The organism is Pseudomonas sp. Tav-5-1A, from assembly GCF_055755055.1.
Map to the genome: position 1 here is coordinate 3,603,046 of NZ_CM146901.1, position 15,186 is coordinate 3,618,231.

Genomic DNA, 15,186 nt, shown 5'->3' on the forward strand with positions numbered 1-15,186 from the left:
CCACCGGACGCGGCCTGCGGCCGCTGCTACGGGTTCGGGGCGCGCCACAACCTTGTGTCCGGGCCCCGTGCGGTAATCAGTGGCTCAACTGACTGCTGAACTGCCCCACCGCGTCCACCACCTTGCGCGCGCCGTCCTGGATTTCGGCGATCACCTCGCCGGACTGCGCCGCCAGCGCCAGCCCCTGTTCGGCCTGGCGCTTGCCCTGCTCGATGACCTGCACCGCGTCCGCTGCCAGCTTCTGGTTCTGCAGCACCACCGTGACGATCTCGTCGGTGGCGGTGCTGGTGCGCGAGGCCAGCTGGCGCACTTCGTCGGCCACCACGGCAAAGCCACGGCCCTGCTCGCCCGCCCGCGCCGCCTCGATGGCCGCGTTCAGCGCCAGCAGGTTGGTCTGGTCGGCAATGCTGCTGATGCTCTTGATGATGGTGCCGATCACCTGGGACTGCTGGTCCAGGGCGGCGATGCCATCGGCGGCGGCCTGCATCTGCGCCGCCAGCTGGCGCATCACCTCGACGGTGTCCTGCACCACGCCGCTGCCCCGGCGCGCGGCGGCGTCGGTGTCTTCCGAGGTGGTGTAGGCGATGTCCGCCGCCTGGGCCACGGCCTGTTCGCGGTTGACCAGGTCGGTGATCACCGTGGCGAACTTCACCACTTTGTACAGGCGGCCCTGTACGTCGGCGATGGGGTTGTAGGAGGCTTCCAGCCACACCACGCGGCCGGCGCTGTCCAGGCGCTTGAAGCGGTCGGCGACGAATTCACCCCGGCGCAGGGTGTCCCAGAACGCCTGGTACTGGGCCGAATTGGCTTCCTCGGCCGAGCAGAACATACGGTGGTGCTTGCCCTGCACCTGTTCCAGGCGGTAGCCCATGCCGCTGAGGAAGCGGCTGTTGGCCGTCTGCACGTTGCCGTCCAGGTCGAACTCGATCACGGCGGTGGAGCGCTGCAGGGCGTCGATCAGGTTCTGGTGCTCGCGGGAGGTCTCGATGGTGCGCGTCAGGTCGTTGGCATACACCGAGCAATGAATGACCTTGCCGTCGCTGTCGCGCACCGGCTGCACGATGGCGCGCAACCAGGCCTCGCCGCCGTCGCCACGCATCAGCTGCAAGGCCCCGGCCCAATGGGCGCCGGCCTGGATGGCGGCCTTCATGCGGTTGAAATGGTCGGTGGCGCGGGCGTCACTGGGCACCAGGTCCACCAGGGCGCGGCCGGTGAGTTGTTCGCTGCGGTGGCCCAGCTCCTTGTCGAAGTTGGCGTTGGTGTACAGGATCCGGCCCTGGGGGTCGAGCGTCAGCACCAGCATCTCGCTGTCCAGGCTACGCTGCACCTGCTCCATGGAGGACAGCTTCTCGCGCAGGCGCGCCGACTCTTCTTTCAACCGCTTGTTAAACATGACCACATCTCAAGGCTCATAGGCTGGTGGCATCACTATCGGCTTGGAAATGAGGGGCTTGAGTGCAAAAACTGTTATTGTCCTACAATATTTTTCCTGCCGTTTGCGCCGCTATTCCCACAGGAGTGCCCCCATGCCCGAACTCACCCATTGGCTGGCCTTCGCCCTGATTTCGCTGGGCATGGTGCTCACCCCGGGCCCGAACATGGTCTACCTGATTTCACGCTCCATCTGCCAGGGCCGCAAAGCCGGGCTGATCTCCCTGGGCGGCGTGGCGCTGGGCTTCGTGGTGTACATGCTGTGCGCGGCGCTGGGCATCACCGCCCTGCTGATGGCCGTGCCGTTCGCCTACGACACCCTGCGCCTGGGCGGCGCCCTGTACCTGCTGTACCTGGCCTGGCAGGCGGTGAAGCCGGGTGGCCGCTCGCCGTTCCAGGTGCGCGACCTGCCCGCCGACAGCCCGCGCCGGCTGTTCGCCATGGGCTTCTTGACCAACCTGCTCAACCCCAAGATTGCGGTCATGTACCTGTCGCTGTTGCCCCAGTTCATCAGCCCCGCCGGCCATGGCAGCGTGCTGGGGCAGTCGCTGGTGCTGGGCGCCACGCAGATCGTCATCAGCGTCAGCGTCAACGGCCTGATCGCCCTGACGGCGGGCAGCATTGCCGTGTTCCTCGGTGGCCGGCCGCTGTGGCAGACCGTGCAGCGCTGGTTGATGGGCACCGTGCTGGCGGGCCTGGCGGTGCGCATGGCACTGGAAAGCCGGCGTTGAGAGGTTTACGTAACCTTTACGAAATGTAGACGTCTGCTGACACGAATCCGTTGTTTCATAGCTCCATGGCGAACCCATATCCGCCTGAGGAGACACCCATGATTTCGAAGATGACCCAAGCCCTGATCCTGTCCGGTTGCCTGATTGCCGCCGGCACCGCCAGCGCAGGCGAACGCAACGTGGTCGTGCCTGTCATCGCTGGAGCCGTGGTAGGCGCAGTCGTCGCTGGCGCGCTGAGTGGCCCGTCGTACCATGAACACTACTACCGCCCGGCGTACCAGCAGGGTTACTACCAGCCGGTGTACCAGCCTGTGACATATGTGCCGGTGGCCCCGCGCCCTTACTACTATGGTTATGGCGGCCACTACCATCATGACGGTTACGGCCACGGTTACGGTTATGACCATGGCCGGGGTTATGGCCGCTGGTAGGTGGTGCGCCTGACGCGGCCTGCGGCCGCTGCTACGGCTGTAGCAGCGGCCGCAGGCCGCGTCCGGCCCCAACACAGACACATCACGCACGCCACGGACACATCGCGCCGCCATTCACCCTGTACCTGAACTTGTCACAATCGCGTCCCCGACGATACCGATAGTAGCCACCTTGACTTGTATCCAAGGAGCTACACCGTGTTGCACCGCATTGTGTTTTCGCTGTCTGTGTTGAGTCTGTCCATCTCCGCCGCGCAGGCCGCCGAGACCTACGCCCTCGATACGCCGATCCTGTCGACCATCGACAACTTCCGCGACATCGCCGGCACCACCACCGCCTACACCACCGCCAACGACGGCACCATGCGCTCGGGGGTGTTCTACCGCTCCAACGCGCTGTCGGGCTCGGCCGCCGACATCGCCACCCTCAACACCCTGGGCATTACCGCGGTGTATGACCTGCGCACCGCCAGCGAGATCGCCGCCACCCCGGACAGCCCGCTGACCGGCGCCACCTACACCAACATCGACATCATCGGCAACGCCTCTTCCGGCGCCAACATCACTTCGATTTCGGTCAGCAGCGCCGCCGACGCCGTGGCCATGATGCAGGAGACCAACCGCGAGTTCGTCAGCGACGCCGGCATGCGCAGCCAGTTCGCTACCCTGTTCAACGACCTGGCGTCCACCGACGGCGCCGCGCTGTTCAACTGCACCGCCGGCAAGGACCGCACCGGCTGGACCGCCGCCGTGCTGCTGAGCATAGCCGGGGTGGACAGCGCCACCATCATGGCCAACTACCTGGCCACCAACGACTACACCGCCACCCGCGTGGCCGCGACCCTGGCGGCGCTGCCCTCGAGCATGGCGGCCATCTACGAGCCGCTGCTGACCGTGGACGCCAGCTACCTGCAGGCCGGCCTCGACGAGATCACCGCGCTGTACGGCAGCATGGATAACTACCTCAAGGAAGGCCTGGGCCTATCGCAAGCCACCATCTACGTGCTGCGCGGCAAGATGGTCTACTACAACAGCCTGCCCGGCCAGGACGCCATGGTGGGCAACGCCGCCGCCGGCGCGCTGTTGCTGCAACGCCTGCAGAACAGCAGCCTGTCGGGCGCCTACACCGACTACAACTACTACCTGCAATCGGCCATCGACGCCGGCACCCTGGGCGGCGTGCAGAACACCATCGGCGGCCAGGTGCACGCTGACGCCGCCGCCTTCCTGCTGCGCCAGAACGCCCTGATCGACGCCGCCGCGGCGCCCTACACCAGCGGCACCGACCTCAAGGTCGGCCAGCGCAGCCTGTGGACCGCAGGCCTCGCCGGCTACCTGGGCACCGACGGCTCGGCCCACGCCGAGAGCAGCAACGAGCACACCCAGGGCACCATGGTCGGCCTCACCCAGCGCTTCAGCGAGCAGCTCAGCGGCCACGCCAGCTTCGGCTACAGCCACGGCAGCGTGGGTGGCGCCGGCGGTGAAGTGACCACCGACTACACCTTCCTGTCCGCCGGCGCGCGCCTGGCCCTCGACAGCCTGGACCGCGGTCTGTTCGTGGCCGCCGACGCCAGCACCGGCTACGTCGACTACGACAGCAAGCGCCAACTGGGCGGCGGCTTGGGTTCGACCAAGGGCGACACACACGGCACCCTCAGCGCCGCCAGCCTGGCCCTGGGCTACCGCCTGCCGATCAGCGCAGTCACCCTGGAGCCCAGCGCCGGCGTGCGCATCAGCCACCTGAACCTGGCCGGTTTCGACGAGAAAGGCAGCGACCTGGCGCTGGACGTCGACAGCAACCAGCAGACCCGCCGCAGCGCCTTCGCCAACCTCAAGGCAGCGCTGGCGCCGATCGGCATCAGCGGTGGCTGGAGCCTGGTGCCGGGCGTGCAGGTAGGCTACGAGCACGTGCTGGGCAACGCCCACGTCGACAGTTCGGCGAGCATCCTGGGCTTCGACGTGGACCAGCGCGCCGCCTTCGCCACTCGCGACCTGTACAGCGGCGCGGTGAACCTGACCGCCAGCCTGGGCAACGTCAGCGTCGGCGCCGAGGTGGGCGCCGTCAGCGGTGGCGACAGCCAGGGTGCCAGCGGCAGCCTGAAGGCCAGCTATCGCTTCTGATCAGGGAGGGTCCGGTAGCCCGCGCTACCGGCCCTTGCGCACGTCCTGGGGGGTGACGCCGTAGGCGCTCTGGAAGTACTGGCAGAAGCGCCCGACGTTGGAGAAGCCCAGCCCCAGGGCGACGTCCGTCACCGACACCACCGGCCCCTGGCGCAACGCCTGGTAGGCCCGCTCCAACCGCACCTGACGCTGATAGGCGACGATCGAGGTGCCCATGAACCGCCGAAACCCTTCCTGCAAGGCGCGCAGGCTGACGTTGCTCAGCTGCGCCAGTTCGGTGCCGCTGACCAGGCAATGAGGGTGCGCCTGAATGTAATCCATGGCCAGGCGCACATGGCGCGGCGCAATGCTCGGCCCGGGGCGCTGCAAGGCTTCACTGTAGCTGTGCGGCCAGCCTTCCAGCAGCGCGTCCACCAGCATCTCCTGCAAGCGCGTGGGCATCAGCACGCTGGCGTTCATCAGCGCATCCAGCTCGGCGCCGGTGGCGAAATCCACCAGCGCACGAATGGCCTTGAAGGCCGGGCGGTTGAGGTCCACCACCGGTTCGAAGTGGATTTTCTTCACCACCGGCCGCCCCAGCAGCGTGGCCAGGCGCTGGGTAAACAGCCCGCGGCGCACGGAAATGCCGTGCTGGCCGTGGCCGTCGACGAAGGTCACCGAGCGCACCGCGCTTTTCTCCACCGCCAGGCCCACGTCGGGCCGGCCCACGGCCTCGTCGCCGATGTTGAAGATGATCTGCCCCGCGGTGGGAATCACGAACGTGATCTCGTCGTTCAAGTCGGGGATCTGCACGGTGAAGTTGCCGCGGTAGCTCATGCGCCGGAAGCTCACGCCCTCATAACGGCCATACACCCCGGCCACGCCCATCAGCTGGCCGAAGCGCGGCACGTCGGCGTAAAGATCACCGAACACCCGGCTGAACAGCGCGCCGAATTCGTCCGCGCCCATGGCGTCGGAACGGATGATGAACGGCTTGCGCGCAGAGGTAGGGAGCATGGCGAACGTCCTGATGTTTCATTGTTGTATGGGCGGCGGTACAGACGACCGCGCGCAACGCTAGCAATGAAACATGACAGGTACATGACCGGCATTGGGGCCAGGACGCGGCCTGGGGGCCGCTGCTACAGGGCGTGGGCGCTGGCATTTGTTGGGCGGGGCGGATACCATATGTTCCATATACATTTCATATACGGACCCTACTCCATGGGCATCGTGAAAATCTCCGATGTGATGCACGAGAACCTGCGCATCACCTCCAACGCCCTGAGCCGTTCCATCAACGCCCAGGCCGAACACTGGATGCGCATCGGCATGCTGGCCGAGCTGCACCCGCACCTGCCCCACAATGAACTCACGCAATTGCTGATCCGCGCCGAACAGGCCGGCGGCTTCGACCTGCAGACGGTCGCCACCTGCATGGACCAACGCCAACTGGCCGGGAACGTACAATGAGCAAGAAAGTCACGATCAACAGCGCCGCCGATATCGAGCAGTCGCGCATTGCCGGCAAGCTGGCCGCCGATGTGCTGCACATGATCGCCCCCTATGTGAAGCCCGGGGTGACCACCGACGAGCTGGATCGCATCTGCCACGACTACATCGTCAACGTGCAGAAGGCCAAGCCGGCCAACATCGGTTACCACGGGTTCCCCAAGACCATCTGCGCCTCGCCCAACGAGGTGATCTGCCACGGCATCCCCAACGGCAAGCCGCTGGCCGATGGCGACATCCTCAACATCGACGTGGCGGTGATCAAGGACGGCTGGTTCGGCGACACCAGCCGCATGTACCAGGTGGGCACGGTCAACGACGAAGCCCAGCGGCTGATACGTATTACGTACGAAGCCATGTGCGCCGGCATCCGCCAGGTGCGCCCGGGCGCGCACTTGGGTGACATTGGCCATGCCATCCAGACGGTGGCCGAGGGCGCCGGCTTCAGCGTGGTGCGCGAGTACTGCGGGCACGGCATCGGCAAGGTCTACCATGACGAGCCGCAAGTTCTGCACTACGGCATGAAGGGCCAGGGCATGAAGCTGGTGAAGGGCATGATCTTCACCGTGGAGCCGATGCTCAACGCCGGCAAGCGCGGCACCCAGACCCTGGCCGATGGCTGGACGGTGCTGACCCGCGACCGCTCGTGGTCGGCGCAGTGGGAGCACATGGTGGCGGTGACCGATGACGGCTTCGAGATCCTGACGCCGTGGCCGCAACCCTTCGCCGGGCTCGAGCCCATCGTCTGATCTGCTGTTTTGCGCCGAATCTGCCGCTGGTATGCAGGCAGATTTGGCGCCATGCTGGTGCCCCCTCCCCCGCACCGGCCCGCCATGAAACGCTACGAACAGCTTGCTGACGACATTGCCCTGATGATCCGCAACGGGGTGCTCAAGGCCGGTGAAAAAGTGCCGTCGGTGCGCACCGCCAGCCGTACCTTCGTGGTCAGCCCTTCTACCGTGTTCCAGGCCTATTACCTGCTGGAGGACCGCGGCCTGATCCAGGCGCGGCCGCGCTCGGGGTACTTCGTGCGCGAGCAGCAGGCACGCCCGCTGGACGAGCCGGCCATCACCGACCGGCAGGCCGAGAGCACCGACGTGGACGTCAGCGAGCTGGTGTTTTCCGTGCTCGGTTCGCTCAAGGACCCGGGCACCGTGCCGTTCGGCTCGGCCTTCCCCAGCCCCGACCTGTACCCCTTGCAGCGCCTGGCCCGGTCCATGGCCCGCACGGTGCGCGACATGGCACCCCAGGCGGTGATCGCCGACATGACCGCCGGCAACCCCGACCTGCGCCGGCAGATCGCCCTGCGCTACATGATCAGTGGCGTGCACCTGGCCATGGACGAGCTGGTGATCACCAACGGCGCCATGGAAGCGCTGAACCTGTGCCTGCAATCGGTGACCCAGCCCGGCGACCTGGTGGCCATCGAGTCGCCGGCCTTCTACGCCACCTTGCAGGTGCTGGAACGCTTGAAGCTCAAGGCGGTGGAGATCCCGGTGCACCCGCGCGAAGGCGTCAACCTGAGCGTGCTGGAAGACCGCCTGCAACGCCTGCCGATCAAGGCCTGCTGGTTCATGAGCAGCCTGCAGAACCCGCTGGGCGCCAGCCTGCCGGGGCCGGCCAAAGAAGCGCTGTACGGCCTGCTGCAGCGCCACCAGGTGCCGCTGATCGAGGACGACGTCTACAGCGAGCTGCATTACGGCCCGCAACCCCAGCAGCCGGTGAAGCGCCTGGACCGCGACGGGCTGGTGATGCACTGCGGTTCGTTTTCCAAGAGCCTGGCGCCTGGCTACCGGGTGGGCTGGGTGGCCGGCGGGCGCTTTGCCCAGGCGATCAGCCGGCTGAAGCTGATGACTACTATTTCGCCCTCGGTGCCGGCCCAGGCTGCCATTGCCGATTACCTGCAGCATGGCGGCTACGACCGCCACCTGCGCAAGCTGCGGCACAACCTGGAAATGCAGCAGAGCGCCATGCTGGCCTCGGCGGCGCGGCATTTCCCCGAGCGCACGCGGGTGACCCGCCCCGACGGCGGCTATTTCCTGTGGTTCGAGTTTCCCGAGAAAGTGGACGCGCTGCAGCTGTTCCAACTGGCGCTGGCCCAGGGCATCAGCATTGCGCCGGGGCCGATCTTTTCCGCCACACGCGGGTTCAGCCATTGCGCGCGGCTGAACCATGGGCACCCGTGGGACAAGCGCAACGAGGACGCGATGGCGATGCTGGGGCGGATCGTAGCGTCCTTCTGAGGCCCCAGACGCGGCCTTCGGCCGCTGCTACGACGATCTCTAGGGCCCCAACGACGATCTTTGTAGCAGCGGCCAAAGGCCGCGTCCCGACCCCCACGACGCATCAGGCAAACAACTCACGGTCCTGGACCTTGCGCGCATCGCTGTAATCCTCCTGCCACCACGCGCTTTCGCCGGCCTGCCGGGGCGGGCGCTGCAAGGTCAGCGCCTTGCGCGTGCCGGCGTTGGCGCTTTCCTGGGCCACGCGGAAGTGGTAGTGGTCCAGCAACCGCACGGCCTCCACCATGTAGGCCACGGCCACGCGGCGGTCGCGGATCAGCAGCAGGTTCTCACCATTGCTGCGGTCGGCCGCATCGGCAAAGTTGTAGGAGCCCATGTACACCCGCGCGCTGGGCTTGTCGAAATCGATGACCACGAACTTGTGGTGCAGGCGCACCCCGGCGCCACCGATCAGCCCGGTGGGCTCGGCCTGGAACGGCGCCGGGATGTTCTTGTTCAGCGCCGCCGCGTGCAATATCGCGCTCTCACCGCCCGGCAGCAGCACGTCCAGGCCCTGCTGCATCTGCCGGTCGGAGATACCGTAGACGAACACCTGGGGATTGCCCGCCACCTGCTTGATCGCCGCCTGGATCGGCCCATTGGTCTGGTACAGGAAGGCCAGGGAGAACAGCAGGCTGGAAGAGGTGGTGGCGATGTCGCTGCCCACCCCGGCCAGGGCGGCGTTGTCCAGGGCGTGGGGCGAGAACGTCACCTGGGCGTCGATGTTGTCCAGGCCCAGGCTGTGCCACTGGGCCGGCGGCTGGGCGCCGAACGCCTTGGCGGCGCTGCTGGCCCAGTATTGCGCGAACGCAGCCTGGAACAGGCCCAGCGCGGTCTGGCCCTGCAGCACCAGGGCGTTGTTGGCCTGCACGTACAAGCCGCGCCAGCTGAAGTTGGTGGAGCCGCACACCACGGTTTTCACGGCAGTACCGTCCAGCAGGATGACCTTGTTGTGCTGCAGGCTGGCCATGTGCTGGCGCTTTACCGTGGCGCCGCCCTGGGCCAGCCGTGTGGCCGCCAGGGTTTCGGCAGAGTCGGCGGCGCCGTGGTCGCTGCTGTCGTCGATGATGATCTGCAGGCGGCTGCCCAGTTTTTCCAGGCGCCCGACCACGTTGGGCTCGTTGAGGTCATAGGCAATCACCTGCACCTTGGCACCGCTGTCGGCCACGGCCTGGTCGAGCACCGCCAGGATCGCCTCGCGGGCCTCGAAGCCCATCCATTCGAGCGCGGCGCTGGCGTCGGGGTTGCTGGGTACGAAGTCCAGGCCGTCGTCGGCCTTGCGTGGCAGCAGCGTGGCCAGGTTGCGGTCGTCCTTGCCGTAGCGCTCCACGAACGCCTGGGACGACACGTAGCCGCGGGTGAAGGTGACGTTGAGCTGGCCCGGCCAGGTGTCGCGCTGCAGTTCGATGTCGCCACTCTGGGCCTCGCCGTAGCTGAGCTGGTCCTGGGCGTTCATGAACACCGGGGTGACCCGGTAGGTGAAGGCGCCGGGCAGTTCGGCATTGCACGGGAAGTGTACCCAGCGAAATTTCTGGATCGGCGACAGCAGGCTGGACAGCGCCGTGGTGGGCACGCTGCCGTCGGCGGTGGGGAACGTCAGGCGGTTGTTGAGGGCGTAGAAGCGGTCGCCGCCCGGCTCCTTGTACTCGATGCCGAAGCCGACGAAATCCGCCGGTGGCGGGCCGTTTTTCCAATTCATCGCCAACAACAGCATACCTTCGCTGCGATGCAGCTTGAGGCTGAACAGAGCGGCGTCATTGGCGCCGCTGACTTGAAAATCCGTGGGCATGGCCTGCGTTCCTTCGGCTGCGGGGCCTGAAGAGTGCCAGATTCATCTGGCGCGGCATAGCCAAGTGGTAATCTGCCGCTACCCCTCGACGAGTACCCCGCCATGCGCCACTGGCTCGCCCTGCTGTTCGCCTTGCCCGCCTTCGCCCACGCCAGCCAGTGGCTGGCGGTGACGCCCGTGCCCGGCCAGGGCCAGCTGCATTACTACGCCTCGCAGGCGGCCAACCGCCAGGCGCGCTCGGCGCTGATCGTAGTGCATGGCTTTCATCATGATGCCAAGGCTACGTTCGACGCCGGCACCGCAGCGAGCCCGGATGGGCTGGTGATTGCACCGCTGTTTGCGGCACGTTCAGGCAAATGCCGGGGCGAGGAGCCGGAGCCCCAGCCTGGCGACCTGGTGTGGAGCTGCGGTGGCTGGGCCCAGGGCGAGCCGGCGCTGAACGCACCGCAGGTCACCTCGTTCAAGGCCATGGACGCGCTGATCGCGCAGGTGCGCAGGCAGTGGCCGCAGGTGCAGTCCATTACGGTGGCAGGTTTTTCCGCAGGGGCGCAGCTGGTGCAGCATTACATCGGCTTCGCCGCGCCGCAGCCGGGCCTGCGCTTCGTAGTGGCGGACCCAGGCAGTTGGCTTTACTTCAGCACCGAACGCCCTTCCCCGACCAAGGACTGCCCGACGATGAACCAGTGGAAGTATGGCACTGACTCGTTGCCCGCCTGGCTGCCCGGGGATGCTGCCAGCGCGCAACGGCGATACGCGGCGGCCGAGGTGCATTACCTGGCCGGCGGCCTGGACACCAGCACCGGCAAAGGCACCGCCTATTCAGTGCTGGACCGCTCCTGCGCCGCCCAGGCCCAGGGCCAGTACCGCCTGGAGCGCGCCCAGGCCTATGCCCGCAGCCAGCAGGCACCGTTGGTGATAGTGCCTAGCTGCGGGCATGACGTAAGTTGCGTATTCGGGGCGGAACAGGCGCGACGGGTGCTGGTGCCATAGCCCTACGCTAGCACCTCAAGCGTCTGGCGGGCTTGCCGGCGCACTTCGCGCCACAGGTTCAGCACCTCCTCAAGACACAGAATCGACTCCAGTAGCTTGACCTTATCCTGAATCGCAGCCAGTCGTTCGGCGGCGGCCTGGATATAGTCATGCAGTAGTGCGCACACATCCAACAAGGCGCTGGCGCCAACGTCGACGGTATCGTCCTGCTGGAACCGCCACAACAACGCTCGAAACTCTTCGAAGGTCTTGCCTGGAAACCACGACTCGTCACAGTCAAGGTTCGTCGCGACCAACAATTTGCGCAACGAGGGCAACGCCTGGGTGCGCAGGTCGTGGGTAAACCGATGGGCCTGGTCGCGAACGCCGTTGGCCAACACGACGCCGCGATTGGCGTGGGCCGTGAACAACGCCAGGCGCTGCAGAGCACTCCCACACGCCGGCCGCTCAATAGCCGTCAACGCGCTGTCGTCGTCTTCCTCGAGCGCCAACGCCCGCTCCAGGGTTTCCAGCAAGTCCGTTCCCAACGGCTCCAACTGGTCGCCAATCAGTTCGATCTTGCTGACCAGCAACTTCAGCTCGGCGCGCAAGGGCGGCCAGGCCTTGCCCGCGCCGGTGATATCGGCGCAGTTGATGAGGCGCGGTGTACGCCACAGCCACCTGGTCAAGTGTTCGTTGCCGTCGACTACTTCATTCAGTTGAACGTTGTTACTTGGCAGCTCCTCGACCAAGCGTGCAAATGCACACAAGGCGCGGACATCCTCGAGAGTAAAAAAGCCGACCACTGGATTGGTATGCATAGTGACTCCTGTCTTGCCATGGATTGCGCGATGGCCTCGAACACGCACTCGGCCACCGCGCACAGTACCGTCAGCGCACCTGCATATAGGCGCCATCAACGAACGTCGCACATTCGTCTACCTGCTTGAGCAGCCCGGCAAAATCACGTGCCTCATGCTTCATCATCAGGGTCAGGTCGTAATGCCCCAGTACCGGGGCCACACGTAGCAGTTCCTGCTGTAACGACTGTTTCTGGTCGTGCAACGCCAACACCGTACCCAGGGCCTCTTCGCGATGCGTGTATTCGAGCAGTGTCGCGTTCGACAGTCGAAGGCCTTCGCGGGCGCGCTCCTGCTCTGCGCGAAGCTCATCGCGAAGGCGGATGGCGTCTCGGAAGGTGATGGCGCCCGCCACGTTCCCTATCAGTTTTTTCACGCGGTCAAGGCCCACTTGAATCGACGCCGTCTTGGTCGGGTCGGCCTTCAGCATTTCCACTTCTTCGGCAGTGGGCAGCAACTCGCTCAGGTCCTTCCAGTCCAGCTTGTCCAGCGCTGCGATCGTGTCATCCAGCAGTTGCCGATCCTCAAGCAACTGCCCATGACGCTCAGTCGTCTTTACCAATTCGACCCTGCGTTGCTGCGTATCCATTTTCAGCCGGGCAAGCAACTTTTCGGGCCGCGCGCTCAGGTTTATCTGCTCCATGTTCAGCGCCGCCTGGGTGAGCGAGTCGGCCACTTGTTCCATCGAACCGCGCAGCTCATTGACCTCCCGCCCAATGTATTGCCAGACGAGGGTCACCGCGTTTTCGCGCTTATCCAGGGTGTCGCGGGCCTCGGCCTTTTCCAACCTGGCCTGCAGCGTGGCTTTAAGGTTGTTGGCCATCAACAGGGCACGCAACCGCACCAGCCCCGAGCGGATTTCATCGCTAGCCGACAGCGACGTAATGAACAATGCCTCCACGTTTTCGTGCACGTTCAAGTCAAACGCCAGATCAAGCGAGCCCGACGCTTCACGGATAGACTTGAACAACCCCTTGATTTTCGCAGCATCGATAGCAGGTACTGTTTCGATGCCCCTAATTAAAGAGATACTCATATTTTCACCCCACTATTCCAGTCATTGATGGCGCGGTTAAAGGTAGCGGCTAACGTATTGGATTGTTCTTTGATCTGTTTCCATGGTTCCAGCACCAACTTAAACTCCAGGGCAAACTCTGCCATGGATAATTGATCCGTGATGGCTTTCAGTTTATTTTCGGAATTATCAACCCAGGCGTGCAATACATCCCACACGCTGCGCAAATTCTGCGCGCCCGCCAACGCATCGGTCATGGTAATTTCAATGTGTTCGAGGTAGCCGACCAGACTGCTCACAGCCTCGATGAGCGGCGCTTTGCTTTTACTTTCCTGGATTTTCCGGTCACGCTCTTCAATCAGACTGTTGCGCTCCTGGCGAACTCGTTCGGCGTCTTCGCCGAAGATATTGACCATGATCAAACCGCCGACCAGGCCGAACACCAGCCCGATTAAAATACTCTTGACCAATTGATCGTATTCTTCCCGCTTCACCTTTATTTCATCCGCCAGGCGCACGATTTCCTCATCGAGCGTGGCGATACTGTCGGTCAGCCGGTGCCGGCGCCCCAGGTGGATCTTGCGGTTGACCCTAGGTAGCAATTGCTGGCTCAACACTTCGGCAAAAACACTTATTTTTGCCCGCACGTCCTCCACCGCGTTTTTCTGTTCAGTGATAGAGCGGCGCATCCGCTGCAAAATAACCTGCAAGTTATTCTTCTTCTTCAAATCCCCTTCGGACAGCAACTCGGGCAGCAAGCCCGCGATATCCTCCGGTTTCAAATCGCTGATGCTGGTTTCGAACGGGTCCAGCCAATCCATGGCGTCCACGTACTTGACCAACCGTTCCCCGCTGGTGAGGAAGTCCGATGCAAAGCTGCCCAGCTTGGTGTTGACCAGCTTTACCTGTTGCTCAATACCGGACCAACCGACGGCATGCTCATGGATGATGCTGTACAGGATCACGAAGTCGGCCGGCTCGAAGCCGCCCACGTAACTTGTCCCATACCCCAGCGCCGCTTCGACCTGGCCCGTCGTGGTCGGCAGGCTCAAGCCCAGGCGCTCATAGCGCTTGATCTTGAATATGTCCCCACGGGTTACCAGCAACCCAGTATCGCGGCCGCCTGGCTGCGCCGTCGCAGCAAGCCCCAGAAGCTTTGCCGGCAACTGTTGCGCGGCCCCGGCCAACTCATCAGTTTGTTGTTTGACCCATTCCATAGGTTCACCTCACTCCGTATCCAGGTTATGTCACTGCAGCGACAAACCTACCTTACGGGTTCAGGTGAAGTGCGATAACCGGGAACCTGTGCAGCCGGCGAAACAGCCCCGTGCTGGCCCGATGCACCGGCTCAGCGAATCCCCGGCACCGTGACCTCATCCTGCGCGCATTGCATCTTTACGCCGCGCCCACAGGCAACGAAGCCAAGGTCCTTGCCCAGGCAGACTTTCACCTCGGCCAATTGCGCGCCACTGCAGCGCACCACCACGCCGTCGGCCGGCAGGCCCGGGTTGGCCTGGCGGAACAGCTCGACGATCTGCCGCGGCGCAAAGGTCTGGGCACTTTCGGAGGGTTGCAACGCGGCCGGTACCTTGACCCGGCCCAGGGCCTTGTCGGCCGTTGCCAGGTAGGCCGAGGCGTCCAGCCCGCTGCAGGTACCGTGACGCTCCCATTCATGGGTCAGTAGTTGGCGGCTGGGGAACAAGGTGGCGCCTTGATCGCGCTGCGCCGTCGTCAAGGGCGTGACTGGCGCACAGCGCTGTGGCCAGCCACCAGCCTGGTACTGCGGCCACAGGCCATGGAGGACGAAGCCGTAGCCCTTGCCGCTGCACTGGGGGTTGTTGCCGTGGGTGAGACAGAAGGTCGGCGACCAGGACAGGCTGAGCAGGTAGTAGTCGAACACGCCTGCCTCGCCCCTTGGCTGGGCGTTCTGGCGGGCCTGTGCGGTGCCCAGGCTGCAGAGCAGTATCAAGGCTAGTGCGGCGATCCTGGTCATGGGATGGTTCTCCGTTGGGGTGCGCGATCAAGGTTAGGGTATATGGCGGTGGTAGATAATTAGGAACGTGTAC

At 64.7% G+C, this 15,186-nt stretch carries 14 protein-coding genes and 1 pseudogene; 7 read left to right on the forward strand and 8 right to left on the reverse strand.

Annotated elements, in window-relative coordinates:
- Window positions 1-76 precede the first annotated feature (76 nt).
- A complete protein-coding gene (locus tag AC0J42_RS16370; protein WP_473006869.1) occupies window positions 77-655 on the reverse strand; it encodes a methyl-accepting chemotaxis protein in 579 nt (192 codons plus the stop codon).
- Window positions 656-664: 9 nt separating this feature from the next.
- A pseudogene (locus tag AC0J42_RS16375) lies at window positions 665-1,393 on the reverse strand (PAS domain-containing protein); the annotation flags it as partial.
- Window positions 1,394-1,526: 133 nt separating this feature from the next.
- Between AC0J42_RS16375 and AC0J42_RS16380 the strand changes: the two are divergent.
- The 3 genes from AC0J42_RS16380 to AC0J42_RS16390 all read left to right on the forward strand — a co-directional run bounded on the left by AC0J42_RS16380 (window position 1,527) and on the right by AC0J42_RS16390 (window position 4,714).
- Entirely contained in the window at window positions 1,527-2,162 is a 636-nt protein-coding gene (locus AC0J42_RS16380) for a LysE family translocator (protein ID WP_473002466.1), read from the forward strand.
- A gap of 98 nt (window positions 2,163-2,260) precedes the next feature.
- The gene (locus tag AC0J42_RS16385) at window positions 2,261-2,593 is read left to right on the forward strand and encodes a hypothetical protein (RefSeq protein ID WP_473002467.1); all 333 of its coding nucleotides are present in this window, start codon (window positions 2,261-2,263) and stop codon (window positions 2,591-2,593) included.
- A gap of 198 nt (window positions 2,594-2,791) precedes the next feature.
- A complete protein-coding gene (locus AC0J42_RS16390) occupies window positions 2,792-4,714 on the forward strand; it encodes a tyrosine-protein phosphatase (protein WP_473002469.1) in 1,923 nt (640 codons plus the stop codon).
- A 24-nt stretch (window positions 4,715-4,738) separates the two neighbouring features.
- Here AC0J42_RS16390 and AC0J42_RS16395 read toward each other — a convergent pair whose 3' ends face one another.
- Entirely contained in the window at window positions 4,739-5,710 is a 972-nt protein-coding gene (locus AC0J42_RS16395; protein WP_473002470.1) for a helix-turn-helix transcriptional regulator, read from the reverse strand.
- A 207-nt stretch (window positions 5,711-5,917) separates the two neighbouring features.
- On the opposite strand from AC0J42_RS16395, the gene AC0J42_RS16400 reads away from it, so the two are divergent.
- The 3 genes from AC0J42_RS16400 to mapR all read left to right on the forward strand — a co-directional run bounded on the left by AC0J42_RS16400 (window position 5,918) and on the right by mapR (window position 8,448).
- Window positions 5,918-6,166: a ParD-like family protein gene (locus tag AC0J42_RS16400; protein ID WP_473002471.1), complete on the forward strand. Its 249-nt coding sequence runs from the start codon at window positions 5,918-5,920 to the stop codon at window positions 6,164-6,166.
- Entirely contained in the window at window positions 6,163-6,954 is a 792-nt protein-coding gene (map, locus tag AC0J42_RS16405) for a type I methionyl aminopeptidase (protein ID WP_416424627.1), read from the forward strand. The genes AC0J42_RS16400 and map overlap by 4 nt, the downstream gene beginning before the upstream one ends.
- Before the next feature lie 84 nt (window positions 6,955-7,038).
- On the forward strand, window positions 7,039-8,448 hold the full coding sequence (mapR, locus tag AC0J42_RS16410; RefSeq protein WP_416424628.1) for a GntR family transcriptional regulator MpaR: 1,410 nt from the start codon (window positions 7,039-7,041) through the stop codon (window positions 8,446-8,448).
- 103 nt (window positions 8,449-8,551) lie between these two features.
- Here mapR and AC0J42_RS16415 read toward each other — a convergent pair whose 3' ends face one another.
- The gene (locus AC0J42_RS16415) at window positions 8,552-10,276 is read right to left on the reverse strand and encodes a phospholipase D-like domain-containing protein (protein ID WP_473002473.1); all 1,725 of its coding nucleotides are present in this window, start codon (window positions 10,274-10,276) and stop codon (window positions 8,552-8,554) included.
- Window positions 10,277-10,378: 102 nt separating this feature from the next.
- Here AC0J42_RS16415 and AC0J42_RS16420 point away from each other — a divergent pair, with 102 nt between their 5' ends.
- Entirely contained in the window at window positions 10,379-11,266 is an 888-nt protein-coding gene (locus AC0J42_RS16420; protein ID WP_473002475.1) for a hypothetical protein, read from the forward strand.
- Window positions 11,267-11,268: 2 nt separating this feature from the next.
- Here the strand turns inward: AC0J42_RS16420 and AC0J42_RS16425 are convergent, their stop codons facing one another.
- From AC0J42_RS16425 to AC0J42_RS16440, 4 genes are all read right to left on the reverse strand, one after another.
- A complete protein-coding gene (locus AC0J42_RS16425) occupies window positions 11,269-12,066 on the reverse strand; it encodes a hypothetical protein (RefSeq protein WP_416424631.1) in 798 nt (265 codons plus the stop codon).
- A 70-nt stretch (window positions 12,067-12,136) separates the two neighbouring features.
- Window positions 12,137-13,141 carry an alpha-xenorhabdolysin family binary toxin subunit B gene (locus AC0J42_RS16430; RefSeq protein WP_473002476.1) on the reverse strand — a complete coding sequence of 335 codons (1,005 nt, stop codon included), beginning with the start codon at window positions 13,139-13,141 and terminating at the stop codon, window positions 12,137-12,139.
- Window positions 13,138-14,337, reverse strand: coding sequence for an alpha-xenorhabdolysin family binary toxin subunit A (locus AC0J42_RS16435; protein ID WP_473002477.1), 1,200 nt, complete (start codon window positions 14,335-14,337; stop codon window positions 13,138-13,140). Before AC0J42_RS16435 ends, AC0J42_RS16430 begins: the two co-directional genes overlap by 4 nt.
- Window positions 14,338-14,468: 131 nt before the next feature.
- Window positions 14,469-15,113: a ribonuclease T2 family protein gene (locus AC0J42_RS16440; protein ID WP_473002478.1), complete on the reverse strand. Its 645-nt coding sequence runs from the start codon at window positions 15,111-15,113 to the stop codon at window positions 14,469-14,471.
- Window positions 15,114-15,186 lie beyond the last annotated feature (73 nt).

Excerpts from the sequence above, each read along its gene's own strand:
- AC0J42_RS16380 (WP_473002466.1), top strand. The coding sequence starts at position 1,527 with ATGCCCGAACTCACCCATTGGCTGGCCTTCGCCCTGATTTCGCTGGGC.
- AC0J42_RS16385 (WP_473002467.1), top strand. The coding sequence starts at position 2,261 with ATGATTTCGAAGATGACCCAAGCCCTGATCCTGTCCGGTTGCCTGATT.
- AC0J42_RS16395 (WP_473002470.1), bottom strand. The coding sequence starts at position 5,710 with ATGCTCCCTACCTCTGCGCGCAAGCCGTTCATCATCCGTTCCGACGCC.
- AC0J42_RS16400 (WP_473002471.1), top strand. The coding sequence starts at position 5,918 with ATGGGCATCGTGAAAATCTCCGATGTGATGCACGAGAACCTGCGCATC.
- map (WP_416424627.1), top strand. The coding sequence starts at position 6,163 with ATGAGCAAGAAAGTCACGATCAACAGCGCCGCCGATATCGAGCAGTCG.
- mapR (WP_416424628.1), top strand. The coding sequence starts at position 7,039 with ATGAAACGCTACGAACAGCTTGCTGACGACATTGCCCTGATGATCCGC.
- AC0J42_RS16415 (WP_473002473.1), bottom strand. The coding sequence starts at position 10,276 with ATGCCCACGGATTTTCAAGTCAGCGGCGCCAATGACGCCGCTCTGTTC.
- AC0J42_RS16420 (WP_473002475.1), top strand. The coding sequence starts at position 10,379 with ATGCGCCACTGGCTCGCCCTGCTGTTCGCCTTGCCCGCCTTCGCCCAC.
- AC0J42_RS16425 (WP_416424631.1), bottom strand. The coding sequence starts at position 12,066 with ATGCATACCAATCCAGTGGTCGGCTTTTTTACTCTCGAGGATGTCCGC.
- AC0J42_RS16430 (WP_473002476.1), bottom strand. The coding sequence starts at position 13,141 with ATGAGTATCTCTTTAATTAGGGGCATCGAAACAGTACCTGCTATCGAT.
- AC0J42_RS16435 (WP_473002477.1), bottom strand. The coding sequence starts at position 14,337 with ATGGAATGGGTCAAACAACAAACTGATGAGTTGGCCGGGGCCGCGCAA.
- AC0J42_RS16440 (WP_473002478.1), bottom strand. The coding sequence starts at position 15,113 with ATGACCAGGATCGCCGCACTAGCCTTGATACTGCTCTGCAGCCTGGGC.